Annotated in this window: 11 protein-coding genes; 5 read left to right on the top strand and 6 right to left on the bottom strand. The window is 74.9% G+C overall.

Going from position 1 to position 12,551, the window contains the following annotated elements; all coding sequences use genetic code 11:
• Nucleotides 1–55: 55 nt before the first annotated feature.
• From ACSNN9_RS06450 to ACSNN9_RS06425, 6 genes are all read right to left on the bottom strand, one after another.
• On the bottom strand, nt 56–859 hold the full coding sequence (locus ACSNN9_RS06450) for an alpha/beta hydrolase (RefSeq protein WP_436671803.1): 804 nt from the start codon (nt 857–859) through the stop codon (nt 56–58).
• 133 nt (nt 860–992) lie between these two features.
• Nucleotides 993–2,402 (bottom strand): flavin-containing monooxygenase, encoded by a 1,410-nt coding sequence (locus ACSNN9_RS06445; protein ID WP_436671769.1) that lies wholly within the window; start codon nt 2,400–2,402, stop codon nt 993–995.
• Nucleotides 2,403–2,493: 91 nt separating this feature from the next.
• On the bottom strand, nt 2,494–3,201 hold the full coding sequence (locus tag ACSNN9_RS06440) for an endonuclease/exonuclease/phosphatase family protein (protein ID WP_436671768.1): 708 nt from the start codon (nt 3,199–3,201) through the stop codon (nt 2,494–2,496).
• A gap of 10 nt (nt 3,202–3,211) precedes the next feature.
• Complete coding sequence (locus ACSNN9_RS06435) at nt 3,212–4,159, bottom strand: ROK family glucokinase (RefSeq protein WP_436671767.1); 948 nt, start codon at nt 4,157–4,159, stop codon at nt 3,212–3,214.
• A gap of 76 nt (nt 4,160–4,235) precedes the next feature.
• A complete protein-coding gene (locus tag ACSNN9_RS06430) occupies nt 4,236–4,880 on the bottom strand; it encodes a hypothetical protein (RefSeq protein WP_436671764.1) in 645 nt (214 codons plus the stop codon).
• A 31-nt stretch (nt 4,881–4,911) separates the two neighbouring features.
• Nucleotides 4,912–5,367, bottom strand: coding sequence for an SRPBCC family protein (locus ACSNN9_RS06425; protein ID WP_436671763.1), 456 nt, complete (start codon nt 5,365–5,367; stop codon nt 4,912–4,914).
• A gap of 189 nt (nt 5,368–5,556) precedes the next feature.
• Between ACSNN9_RS06425 and ACSNN9_RS06420 the strand changes: the two genes are divergently transcribed.
• The 5 genes from ACSNN9_RS06420 (at nt 5,557) to ACSNN9_RS06400 (ending at nt 12,510) form a co-directional block, all read left to right on the top strand.
• On the top strand, nt 5,557–7,353 hold the full coding sequence (locus ACSNN9_RS06420) for an AMP-dependent synthetase/ligase (protein ID WP_436671761.1): 1,797 nt from the start codon (nt 5,557–5,559) through the stop codon (nt 7,351–7,353).
• Between the two features lie 14 nt (nt 7,354–7,367).
• The gene (locus tag ACSNN9_RS06415) at nt 7,368–9,062 is read left to right on the top strand and encodes a sensor histidine kinase (protein WP_436671760.1); all 1,695 of its coding nucleotides are present in this window, start codon (nt 7,368–7,370) and stop codon (nt 9,060–9,062) included.
• 7 nt (nt 9,063–9,069) lie between these two features.
• Nucleotides 9,070–9,738: a response regulator transcription factor gene (locus ACSNN9_RS06410; RefSeq protein WP_007072219.1), complete on the top strand. Its 669-nt coding sequence runs from the start codon at nt 9,070–9,072 to the stop codon at nt 9,736–9,738.
• Between the two features lie 191 nt (nt 9,739–9,929).
• Nucleotides 9,930–10,739: an SAM-dependent methyltransferase gene (locus tag ACSNN9_RS06405; protein WP_436671759.1), complete on the top strand. Its 810-nt coding sequence runs from the start codon at nt 9,930–9,932 to the stop codon at nt 10,737–10,739.
• 115 nt (nt 10,740–10,854) lie between these two features.
• Nucleotides 10,855–12,510 (top strand): putative bifunctional diguanylate cyclase/phosphodiesterase, encoded by a 1,656-nt coding sequence (locus ACSNN9_RS06400; protein ID WP_436671802.1) that lies wholly within the window; start codon nt 10,855–10,857, stop codon nt 12,508–12,510.
• Nucleotides 12,511–12,551 lie beyond the last annotated feature (41 nt).

Below are 12,551 nucleotides of genomic sequence, written 5' to 3'. Positions count from 1 at the left end.
GCCGGCCGGGCCGGGCGGGCCAGACCGGGCCGGGCGGCGGCGTGGCGCGGGTCGGTCAGGGCCGGCCGGTCGGTGCCGGGTCCTTCTCCAGCCAGTCCAGGATCGCGTCGACCGGCTCCCGCCACCGGGCGTCGAGCATCATGTCGTGCCCCATGCCGGGGAAGAGCAGCGGGGCCGAGCCGTACCGCCGGGCCGCCCGGGTCAGCGCCGCCGCCGGGACGACCCGGTCGTCGGGGCTGCCCAGCACCAGCACCGGCGGGTCGCCCACCGCCGGCTCCACGGCCCGCCCGGTCAGCAGCTGCCACTGGGCACGCCGGCCGGCCCGGCCCAGCCGGGCCACGTACCGCCGGGACTCCGCCTCGGGCAGCTCCCGGCTGAACAACTGGCGGCGGTGCAGCCGCAGCGGCCCGCCGAACACCGCCGGCAGCGTGCCGAGCGGGTTGCGGCGCAGCGCCGCCCCGAACGTCGCCCAGCCGCCGAGCACCGGCGCCACCAGCACCGCGGCCCGGGCCGGGTAGCGGGCCAGCGCGTGGGCGACCACGAGGGCCCCGGCGCCGTGCCCCACCAGCACCGCCTGGCGCGGCAGGCCCGCCGCCACCTGGGTCACGTCGTGGGCGTACGCCCGCAGCGTCGCCTCCGGCGCCGGCCCGCTGGCGCCGTGCCCGCGCAGGCTGAGCGCGTACGCCGGGAAGCCGCGGGACGCGGCGTGGCCGAGCCAGTGCTCGGCGAACGCCCAGGCGCCGTGCCCGAAGCCCGGTACGAAGAGCAGCGGCGGACGCCCCTGCTCCACCTCGGGGGCCGCGCTGAGCACCTCACGCCGGACCGGGCGGACCGGGCGGGCCCACTCCCGCCCCCGCATGATTCGCACCTGACTCACTGTTCCGGCCTTTCGTTCGCGACTGCGGGGCTCCGCTGCGCTGCACTCCTCGCGCTCACCGGATCCGGCCTTTCGTTCGCGACTGCGGGGCTCCGCCGCGCTGCACTCCTCGCGCTCACCGGGAGCCCTCCAGGTCGTGCAGCGCGCGCTGCACGGCGCGCAGGTAGTCGGCGTGGCCCACCTCGAACCAGTGCCGGCTGCTGTCCTTGACGGGCCCGGCGTACCGCTCCCCCGCCTTCGCCGACACCCGGTCCGCGAAGGCGGCCGCCCGGTCGGGACGGGTCACGCGCAGCCGCAGCAGCCGGGCGAAGAGCACCGCCTGCCAGTGCGACAGGGGGAAGATGCCCGAGTCCGGCTGCACCAGCCCGGCCACGGCCAGCGTCGGCCGGCCGGGGACGAAGGCGTTCAGCCAGAGCCTCGGGCGGCCCTCGCCCGCGTCGTCGCCGAGCACCTTCGGGTCGAGGAACTCGAAGCGCGGCAGGTAGCCGGTGGCGAAGACGACCAGATCGGGGTCGATCTCCCGGCCGTCGGAGAGCTCGACGGCGTACGGGTGGAAGCGGACGACGTCCGGCACCGGCGCGATCTCGCCGTGGCCCACGTAGTAGACGAGCTGGCTGTTGGCGATCGGGTGCGTCTCGTAGACCCGGTGGTCCGGCTTCGGCAGGCCGAATCGCGTCAGATCGCCGACGGTCAGCCGCAACGTCCAGTGGTAGAGCCACTGCCGCACCCGCAGCGGCACGCGCAACGCCAGCAGCGCGTCGTTGACCTGGTCGGCGGGGCGGCCGAGGACGTACTTCGGGGCGTACCAGTAGCCCCGGCGGGTGGAGTGCCAGCAGCGCGACGCCTGCTGGGCGGCCTCGACGGCGATGTCGCAGCCGGTGTTGCCGGCGCCGACCACCAGCACCCGCTTGCCGCGCAGCTGTGCCGGGTCCTTGTAGGACGAGGCGTGCATGACCTCGCCCCGGAACTCCTCCAGCCCCTCGTAGCGGGGCAGCTTCGGCGACCAGTTGTGGCCGTTGGCGACCACCACGGCCGCGTAGCGGGAGGTGCGTTCCGGGCCGTAGCCACCGGTGCTGCGGGTGGTCACGTCCCAGCGGTCGCCCGCCACGGGCTCCACCCGGACGACCTCGGTGCCGAACCAGATGTGCCCGCGCAGGTCGAAGTGGTCGGCGTACCGCTCGAAGTACGACAGCAGCTGGCTGTGGTGCGGGTAGTCCGGCCAGTCGTCCGGCATCGGGAAGTCGGGGAACTGGGTGAACGGCCGCGACGAGATCAGGTGCGTGCTCGCGTACACCGGGCTGCGGTCGTGCCGCCAGTTCCAGGCGCCGCCGACGCCGGTCTCCCGCTCGTAGCAGTCGACGCCGAAGCCGTGCTCCCTGAGGTTCTTGATGGCCGTGAGACCGCTGGCCCCGGCGCCGACGACGCAGACGGTGTCGCCCCGGTCGGAGACCGGCCGGCCGTCGCGGGTCAGGGCGAGGGTGCTCGCCTCCGGGTCGGGCCGGCCGTGGTCGGTGGAGGTGGACACCGGGATCTCCTTTTGTGCGGCACGAGTGCCGGGTCGCGCAGCATCCTCTCCACAACGGAGCGGGTTGTCCAGCCCCGAACGCGGCGGACGGTCAGTCGGCGGCGGGCAGCAGCAGGTCGACCAGGATCGGGAAGTGGTCGCTGGCGCGGCGGGTCTGCGGGGTGTCCACCACGTCGTAGTCGGCCACCGTGATCCGCGGGTCGACGAAGAGGGCGTCGATGCGCCGCCGGGGGTTCGCGCACGAGTAGGTGAGCCGGTCGGCCCGGTCCATCGCCACGGCGGCGTCGGTCAGGCCGCGCGCGACGGTGGCCCACGCCGGCCCGTCCGGCCCCTCGTTCAGGTCGGCCGCCGCGATCACCGGCGTGCCGGCGGCGTCCAGCTCGCGCTTGAAGAGCGCGGCCTGCGCGGGCCGCTCGGCCGGGTCGGTGGACAGGTGCGACCCGGCCAGGGTGAACCGGGCCGCGCCGGCCACCACGCACTCGGCGTACGCGGCGCCGCGCAGGTGCCGGCCGGGGGTCAGCGGGAAACGCTGGCACCTGTCGGCCACCACCCGCACCCGCAGGCTGGTCAGCAGCAGGTTGCCCAGCGCGGGCAGCCCGCCGGCCGCCACCACCAGGCCGAACGACTCCGCCAGGGCCGCGGACTTCTGCCGCCACCGGAACCGGCGCGGACCCTCCTGCACGATCACCACGTCCGGCCGGACGTCGCGGACCACCGCCGCCAGCGCGGCCGTGTCGTCCCGCTGGCTGTGGATGTTGTACGACACGACGCGCAGCGGCACGCCCGGGTTCTGCGTCACGGTCGCCGCCTCAGACCCGGCGGGCCAGGTCGGCAGCGCCGATGACGCCGGCGGTGTTGCCCAGCTCGGCCGGGCGGATCTCGGCGACCGGGAGGCGGCTGCGCTGGGCGAGGGCGTCGGCGAACGACCGGCGCGTCGGGCCGAGCAGCAGGTCGCCGGCGTCGATCACCCCGCCGCCGACGACGAGCACCTGCGGGTCGAGGATCTGCGCCATGTCGGCCAGGCTGGTGCCGAGCCAGCGCCCCACCTGCGCGAACGCCTCGGTGGAGACCGGGTCGCCGGCCTGCGCGGCAGCGGTGACCATGGGCCCGGTGACGGCCTCGGCCTCGCCGCCCGCCAGTTCCAGCAGGGCGGCGGCGCGGTGCGGCTCCTGCCGGGCGGCGGCGCGGGCGAACCGCACCAGGGCGCTGCCGCTGGCGTACTGCTCGATGCAGCCGAGCCGGCCGCAGCCGCACTGGTGGCCGTCCGGCACCGTCAGCATGTGGCCCAGTTCGGCGGCGATGCCGTTGGCGCCGCGAAGCAGCTCCCCGCCGAGCACGATGCCGCCGCCGACACCGGTGCCGATGGTGAACATGACCATCGAGTCGTCGGCGTCGCGGGCCGCGCCGTGGCGGAACTCCGCCCAGGCCGCCACGTTGCCGTCGTTCTCCACGATCACCGGCAGGCCGGTCGCGGCGCTCACGTAGTCGCGCAGCGGCTCGTCCCGCCACGCCAGGTTCGGTGCGAACAGCACGGTCGAGCGGCTGGCGTCGATCCAGCCGGCCGCGCCGATGCCGACCGCCGCGACCGCGTGCCCCGACGCCAGGTCGCGGACCAGTTCGGTGATGACGTCCCGGGTCTTGGCGACGTCGTCGGCGGGGGTGTCCCGTCGGGCCTGCACGAGGACCGTGCCGGCGGCGTCCACGACACCACCGGCCACCTTCGTGCCACCGACGTCGACTCCGATGGTCAGCGTCACCGCTGCCACTCCCCTCTGCTGTGCTGCCCGCACCGGCGCCGGCGGACGACCGGCGCGTGGTCGGGATGTGCGTTGGTCAGGCCCCGTCGCCCGGGGGTTGCTCGCCCTCGTCGCCGGGAGCCCGGGACGCGGGGACCACGGGCCCGTCTGTGGACGTCCGGACGGTCACCGCAGCCGCCGGCCCGGCGACGTCGACGGGCGGCACGGCGACCGGGGCGGCCTCGTCCTCCGCCCGCGTGGCGGCGGACCAGACGTCCCGCTCCGGTGCCGGCTGAGAATCATGCCCGCTACGGGTGGCCTCGCGCCACACGTGGTCGTCCCCGCCATCCGGGCCGGGGGTCGGCGCCGGCCCGGCGGAGGCGTCGGTGGGGGCTTCGGCCGGGGCGAAGGCGCGCAGCAGGCTGGCCACCCCGGCGGCCAGGTCCCCCGCGCCGGTGGCGAGGCGCTCGGCGAACTCGGGACTCGGATCGCGCAGGGCCGCGATGCCCCGGCAGACCGGACAGACGCAGCACTCGGCCGCCCCGGTGGCGAAACCGCCCACGGTCGGCCCGGCCGACCCGCCCGGGCTGCCGCTGTGACCGAGGACACTCGACACGATCCCACCGAACGGACCCCACTGGCCGCCCTTCGAGCCGGCCGCGGCCAGCCGGGCGGCGGCCAGCGCCGTGGCGACCAGACGTTCGGCCTCTTCCCGGGCCGAACCCGGATCCGTTGCACCCACGTTCGGCTCCCCTACCCTGCCGCCGGAGGCGTCACTGCGCCGCACCGGGTGCTTCTACCCGGCGCTTGAGCTGCTTCAACGCCGTATCCATGATCATTTTTTCGGCCTTGCGGCGGAACATGCCGAGCATCCCCACGGAGAGCTCGACCGCCAGGGTGTAGGTCACCGTCGTGCCGCCGTCCGGGTTGCCGTCCAGGTCGTACGAGCCGCGCTGGAACTTCTGCATCTTCGAGGGCGCCACCAGGTGCCACTCGATGCGGGAGAGGTCCTCGGCGTACTCGTAGGCCAGCACGTACTCGTCGGCCATCACGCCGGCGTCGATGGTGAACCGGACCTGGCTGGCGTAGCCGTCCTCGTACTCCTCGATCACCTCCACCCGCCGCACCGCCTCGGTCCACTCGGGGTAGCTCGGGAAGTCGCAGATGACCGCCGCCACCTGCTCCGGTGACGCGCCGATGACGATCGACTGGGTGGAGGTGTCCGCCATGGGGGGAGGCTACCCGGCACCGGCGGCGCGCACGCCGCGCCGCCCCCGGCACGCCGGGTCGCAAGTCCGGCGCCGGGCCGCCGGCAGCCTGGGCGACCTGCCTTTTCACCCCCGGCACCGGGGCGGGTAGGTTCGACGGAGCCGACCAGTGGTGGCGGCCGCCCGGCCAGTGAGCACGAGGGAGTGCAGGTGCGCGAGTTCTCCGTCCCGCCGATCGTCACCGTCGGCGACGCGGCCAACCTCACCGACCCGGTCTGGGACAACGCCGAGGTCGCCCCGGACGAGGTCCAGTTCGTCCGCCCCGTCGGCGGCGCCTGGGCCGACGTCACGTGCCGGCAGTTCCGCGACGAGGTCGTCGCGGCGGCCAGGGGCCTGGTCGCCGCCGGCGTCCAGCCCGGCGACCGGGTCGGCCTGATGAGCCGCACCCGCTACGAGTGGACCCTGCTGGACTACGCGATCTGGGCCGCCGGCGCGGTCACCGTGCCGGTCTACGAGACCTCCAGCGCCGACCAGGCCGCCTGGATCCTGTCCGACTCCGGCGCGGTGGCCTGCGTGGTGGAGAGCAACGCGCACGCCACCCTCATCGCTGGCGTCCGGGACCGCCTGCCCGACCTGCGCGAGGTCTGGCAGATCGAGCTGGACGCCGTGGCCGAGCTGGTCCGCTCCGGCGCGTCGGTCGAGCCGGCGGAGATCGACCGGCGGCGGGCCGCCGTCCGCGCCGACGACCTCGCCACCATCATCTACACCAGCGGCACCACCGGCCGCCCCAAGGGCTGCGTGCTGACCCACCGCAACATGTACGCCGACATCGCCAACGCGGTGCCGGTGCTGCCGAACCTCTTCGGGCGGGGCGCCTCGACCCTGCTCTTCCTCCCGCTGGCGCACGCCTTCGCCCGGCTCATCCAGATCGGCGTGGTGCAGGCGCGGGCCACCATGCGGCACTGCGCGGACCCCAAGAACCTGGTCGCCGAGCTGCAGGAGTTCCGCCCGACCTTCGTGCTCTCGGTCCCCCGGGTGTTCGAGAAGGTCTACAACGGCGCCAAGCAGAAGGCCGAGGCCGACGGCAAGGGCCGGATCTTCGCCCGTGCGGAGCAGGTCGCCATCGCGTACAGCGAGGCGTTGGAGACCCGCGGCGGTCCCGGCCTGGCGCTGCGCGCCCAGCACGCGCTCTTCGACAAGCTGGTCTACCGCAAGCTGCGGGCGGCGCTCGGCGGCCGGTGCCGGGACGCCATCTCCGGCGGCGCCCCGCTCGGCGCCCGGCTGGGCCACTTCTTCCGCGGCATCGGCGTGAACGTGTGCGAGGGCTACGGCCTGACCGAGACCTCCCCCGCCGCCGCCGCGAACCTGCCCGACGCCACCCGGATCGGCTCGGTCGGCCGGCCGCTGCCGGGGGTCACCATCCGGATCGACGACGACGGCGAGATCCTGATCGCCGGCGACCTGATCTTCCAGGGCTACTGGCGCAACGAGGCGGCGACCGCCGAGGCGCTCAGCGCGGACGGCTGGTTCCGCACCGGCGACCTGGGGCAGCTCGACGACGACGGCTTCCTCAGCATCACCGGCCGGAAGAAGGAGATCATCGTGACGGCCGGCGGCAAGAACGTCGCCCCCGCCGTGCTGGAGGACCAGGTCCGGGCCCACCCGCTGGTGAGCCAGTGCGTGGTGGTCGGCGACCGGGCGCCGTTCATCGCCGCGCTGGTCACCATCGACGAGGAGGCGCTGCCGCGCTGGCTCGCCTCGGCCGGCCTGCCGGAGGACACCCCCGTCGAGAAGCTGCGCGAGCACGAAGGGCTGCGCGCCGAGATCCAGGGCGCCGTCGACGCCGCCAACCAGGCGGTCTCCAAGGCCGAGGCGATCAAGGTGTTCCGGATCCTGCCCCACGACTTCACGGAGGCGACCGGCGAGCTGACCCCGTCGCTGAAGGTCAAGCGGCAGGTGGTGCACACGTCGTACGCGGCCGAGATCGCCGACATCTACCGAGGCTGACTACCATCCGTCACGTGCCCGCCTCGACGCTCCCCCGGCCCCAGCCGCATCCCCTCGCCGCCGCCGCGCGCGTGGTCATGCTGGCGCTCGTCGCCGTCCTGACCCTGTTCGCCACGCACGACCCCGGCCAGCTCTGGTGGATCGCGCTGCTGGCGGTCGCCGGGCTGCCCGCCCTGCTGGCGCCCGAGCACCGGCCGATCGGCCCGCTCAGCCGGGTGGCCGAGGTGCTGGTGCTGGGGCTGGCCGCGAGCCAGGTCGCCGCCGTGTCCACCGTCGGCGGGGACGTCGGCGGGCTGGGTGCCTCGGCGGTGCTGCCCTACCTGGCCGTCCCGGTGACCGTCACGGCGCTGCGCCGCCGGTTCCGCGAGGGCGTCGCCCTGCTCGCGGTCGCCGCGGCCACCCTGCTGGTGTCCGGCGCGCTCACCGGGGTCGACGGCGACCGGCAGATCGCCGAACTCGGCTACCTCGCCGTCTGCGCCCAGTGGCTGATCCTGGCCGGGCTCGGCCTCACCGCCGCCAGCACCCTGCACCGCGTCATGCAGGTCCGCAACGAGGGCAAGCCCCAGCCGTACGCCGAGGCGACCCGGCTGCTCACCCAGCTGCGCACGGTGGCCCGGCAGCTGCCCGGGGCCACCCTGGACCCGGGCGGCATCTCCGAGCACCTGCTGGAGGAGCTGCGCACGGTGGCCCGGGCGGACCGGGCGGCCGTGCTGTCGGCCAGCGGCGGCGGCCGGCTGGTGGTGCTCGCCCAGGTGGGCGTGGAACGGGTCGACTGGGAGACGACGCTGGACGCGGACTCGGCCATCGCCGACGCGTGGGCCAGCCAGCAGCCGCACACCGCCGCCCGGTCGCAGGCCCGGTCGCACCGTGGCGGGGACGTGTCCGCCCTGATCGTGCCGCTGGTGGCCGGGGTGCGCACCGTCGGGCTGGTGGTGCTGGAGGCGGACGCGGCGCAGGCGTACCCGCCGCCGGTGGTGTCCCGGGTGACCGGGCTGACCCGGCCGGCCGCGCTGCGGCTGGAGGCGGCGCTGCTCTTCGACGAGGTCCGCTCGCTGGCCACCAACGAGGAACGCCAGCGGCTGGCCCGGGAGATCCACGACGGGGTGGCGCAGGAGTTGGTGATGGTCGGCTACGGCATCGACAACGCCCTGGCGTACGTCGACGAGGACCCCCAGGAGACCGCCGAGGCGCTGCGCACGCTGCGCGGCGAGGTGACCCGGGTGATCACCGAGCTGCGGCTGAGCCTCTTCGAGCTGCGCAGCGAGGTGGACCGGCACGGTGGCCTGGCCGCCGCGATCGCGGAGTACGCCCGCACGGTCGGCTCCTCCGGCGGGCTGCGGGTGCACCTGTCCCTGGACGAGTCCACCGCCCGGCTGCCCGCCGCCACCGAGGCCGAGTTGCTGCGCATCGCCCAGGAGGCGGTCACCAACGCGCGCAAGCACGCGGGCGCGTCTAATCTCTGGGTCACCTGTGAGGTCGATCCGCCGTACGCGCAGATCGAAGTGTCGGATGACGGTCAGGGGATCGCTGACCAGCGTTCCGACGGGCACTACGGTCTTGCGATCATGGCCGAGAGGGCGGAACGTATCCGAGGCCGGTTGGAGATCAGGCCGCGGCAACCGAGCGGCACGACCGTGGCGGTGGTGCTCGGCTCGTCGCCCCGGCGCGATAACGTGCGCGGTAGCGCAGCGGCAGCAGAAGGGGAGTAACCCGAGGATGACCACAAGTCCGACACCGGCCACCCGTACCAAGGTCCTCCTTGTCGACGATCACGACCTGATCCGCAAGGGCCTGCGGCACGCGTTCGAGCGCGACCGGCAGTTCGAGGTCGTCGGGGAGGCCGCCACGGCGGCGGAGGGCGTACGCCAGGCCGGTGCGCTGCAGCCGGACGTGGTGATCATGGACCTGCGGCTGCCCGACGGCAGCGGCCTGGAGGCCACCCGGGCGCTGCGCAAGTCGAGCGCCTCGATGGGCATCGTCGTGCTCACCATGTACGCCGGCGACGACCAGCTCTTCGGCGCCCTGGAGGCCGGGGCCAGCGCCTTCGTGCCGAAGACCGCCCCGGCCGACGAGGTGGTCGCCGCCGCGCGGCACGCCGCCTCCTCCCCCAGCGCCTTCACGGCCGCCGACCTGGCCGAGGCGATGAAGCGCCGGCTGGCCCCGTCCGGGCCGCAGCTCTCGCCCCGCGAGGGCCAGGTGCTGCGGCTGCTCGCCGACGGGATGAGCGTGGCGGGCATCGCCAAGCAGCTCTTCGTCAGCGAGTCCACCGCCAAGACGCACATCTCGAAGCTCTACGAGAAGCTGGGCGCGGCCAACCGGGCCCAGGCGCTGATGACCGCGCTGCGGCTCGGTCTGCTCGAGGCTCCCGACGCCCCGAAGTTCTGACCGGCTCCCGCCGGGAGCCCGACGACGTACCACCGACGGGTCCGCGACCGCCGACGGGCGGCGCGGGCCCGTCGTCGTCGCGTCGAGCGGCGGCGGAGGGTTCGCGGCGCGCTATGGTCTCGCGGGCGACAAGCCGGCAGAATACCGGCGCGGGCAACGGTGTCCCGCGCGCCGACAGGAGGGGTGAACGCATGCAGCGGCCGGACTGGGCACCCGACGAGATCGACATCGAGCGCCCCAGCGTGGCCCGCATGTACGACTACTACCTCGGCGGCTCGCACAACTTCGCGGTCGACCGGGCGGCGGCCCAGGCGATGGTGGCGGCGGTGCCGGAGGCCCCGCTGATGGCGCAGGCGAACCGGGCGTTCCTGCGCCGCGCGGTGCAGTTCCTCCTCGACGCCGGCGTCCGGCAGTTCCTGGACGTCGGCTCGGGCATCCCGACGGTCGGCAACGTGCACGAGATCGCCCAGCGCGACGCTCCCGACGCCCGGGTGGTCTACGTCGACGTGGATCCGGTGGCGGTGGCCCACAGCCGGGAGATCCTGGAGGGCAACGACAGCGCCGTGGTGGTGCAGGAGGACCTGCGCCACCCCGAGCGCATCATCGCCCACCCCGACGTCCGCCGGCTGCTCGACTTCGACCAGCCGATCGCCGTGATGATCGTGGCGGTGCTGCACTTCGTGCCGGACGACGACCGGCCGGCCGAACTGCTGCGGACGCTGCGCGAGGCGCTCGCGCCGGGCAGCTACCTGGTGCTCTCGCAGGCCAGCGGCGACGGCCGTGGCGACGACGAGCGCGCCGACGCCGAACGGGTCTACCGGCGGACCGACAACCCGCTGTGGATCCGCAGCCGCGACGAGCTGACCGCCCTCTTCGACGGTTTCGAACTGGTCGACCCCGGCGTGGTCTGGGTGCCGCAGTGGCGCCCGGAGTCCCCCGACAGCGCCGAGGACGCCGAGCGGGCGGCCTTCATCGGCGGCGTCGGGCGACTCGGTGGGTGAGCCACCCGGGGGGACCACGGTCGCCCCGACCGGCACCACCGTGGGGCATCCGTCCCGGCCGGGGACGTTCGCCCGGGCGTGGGCCAAGGCCGTCTCCGGCACCAGTTACCTGCCGATGACCCAGGCCCAGCTCGAGGCCCTCCTGCAACGCCTCACCGAGGAGCTCGCGGCGGCGCTGCTGGCCGAGCCCATCGACCTGCGGGTGGGGCACCGGGTCGGCACCGAACTGGTGGCCGCCCACATCGCCTCCGCCGAGGCGCTGGGCCGTACGGTCGAGGTCGTCCAGCTCCGGCTGGCCCGCGACCTCGGGCTGGTCGGGGAGGAGGTCGAGGACCGGCTCGCCCGGCTGCTGGCCGCCGTGACCACCGGATACGCCCGCGCGCTGCGGGACCGGACGCTGGACGAGCAGGAGACGATCCGCCGGGCCGCGATGACCGCCCGGGCGGAGGCGGAGCGGGCGCTGCGCAGCAGCGAGGCGCGCTTCCGCCACCAGGCCACCCACGACCCGCTGACCGACCTGCCCAACCGGACGCTGTTGACGGAGCGCCTCCGCGCGGCCATCGACTCCCCCACCGGGGGCCCGGCGCGCCTCGGCGTCTGCTTCCTCGACCTCGACCGGTTCAAGGTGGTCAACGACTCGCACGGGCACCAGGTCGGCGACGGACTGCTGGTGGCCGTGGCGGACCGGCTCCGCCGGGCCCTCGACGGGCACCTGGTCGCCCGGCTCGGCGGGGACGAGTTCGTCGTTTTGGTCGAGGGCACCACCGGCACCGACGCCGCCGTCGCCGTGGCCGAGGCCGCACTGGCGGCGGTACGCGAGCCCGTGCTGGTGGACGGGCACGAGCTGAGCGTCTCGGCGAGCATCGGCATTGTCGAGCGGGAGGTGGCCGACACCTCCCCCGGTGACCTGATGCGGGCGGCCGACAGCACGCTGCACTGGGCGAAGGCCGCCGGTGGCGACCGCTGGGCGCTCTACGACGCCGACCGGGACCGCCAGGACCTGGCCCGGTACGCGCTCTCCGCGGCCATCCCCGCGGCGCTGGAGCGGGGCGAGTTCTATCTCGACTTCCAGCCGCTGACGTCGCTGCGCGACGGCCGGGTGCTGGGCATGGAGGCCCTGGTGCGCTGGCGCCACCCGCAGCTGGGTGTCCTGCGGCCCGACAGCTTCATCGGGCTGGCCGAGGAGACCGGGTTGATCGTCCCGCTGGGCGGGTGGGTGCTGGCCGAGGCGTGCCGGCAGGCCGAGAGCTGGTCCGTCGACGCCGGGCCGGCCCCGTTCGTCAGCGTCAACCTGGCCGTGCGGCAGGTGCGTCGCGCGGGCCTCGTCCAGGAGGTACGCGCGCTGCTGCGGCACACCGGGCTGTCGCCGGAGCGGCTCCAACTGGAGATCACCGAGAGCACCATGATGAGCACCGCCGAGGAGCCGGTCCGGGCGCTGCGGGCGCTCGCCGACCTCGGCGTCCGGATCGCCATCGACGACTTCGGCACCGGCTACTGCAACCTGGCGTACCTGCGGGACCTGCCGGTGACCGAGCTGAAGGTGGCCGGGCAGTTCGTGGCCGGGCTGCGGGCACCGGAGGCCCGGGCCGACGAGCGGATCCTGGCCTCGCTCGTCTCGCTGGCGCACGCGCTGGACCTGACCGTCACCGCCGAGGGCGTGGAGACGGCCGGGCAGGCGGAGCGGCTGCGGGCGATCGGCTGCGACGCCGGCCAGGGCTGGCACTTCGGCCGCCCGGACTCGGCCGAGCGCGTCCTGGCCCGCCTGCGCTGACCCCTCGCCCGCCGCCGGCCCGGGCTACTTCCACCCGGCCA

It is taken from the genome of Micromonospora sp. URMC 107, assembly GCF_051386315.1.
Taxonomy (GTDB): domain Bacteria; phylum Actinomycetota; class Actinomycetes; order Mycobacteriales; family Micromonosporaceae; genus Micromonospora.
The sequence above is the reverse complement of the archived record's forward strand: the minus strand, read 5'-3'. Positions and strand labels throughout refer to the sequence as shown.

Excerpts from the sequence above, each read along its gene's own strand:
- ACSNN9_RS06425 (WP_436671763.1), bottom strand. The coding sequence starts at position 5,367 with ATGGCGGACACCTCCACCCAGTCGATCGTCATCGGCGCGTCACCGGAG.
- ACSNN9_RS06450 (WP_436671803.1), bottom strand. The coding sequence starts at position 859 with ATGCGGGGGCGGGAGTGGGCCCGCCCGGTCCGCCCGGTCCGGCGTGAG.
- ACSNN9_RS06400 (WP_436671802.1), top strand. The coding sequence starts at position 10,855 with ATGACCCAGGCCCAGCTCGAGGCCCTCCTGCAACGCCTCACCGAGGAG.
- ACSNN9_RS06410 (WP_007072219.1), top strand. The coding sequence starts at position 9,070 with ATGACCACAAGTCCGACACCGGCCACCCGTACCAAGGTCCTCCTTGTC.
- ACSNN9_RS06405 (WP_436671759.1), top strand. The coding sequence starts at position 9,930 with ATGCAGCGGCCGGACTGGGCACCCGACGAGATCGACATCGAGCGCCCC.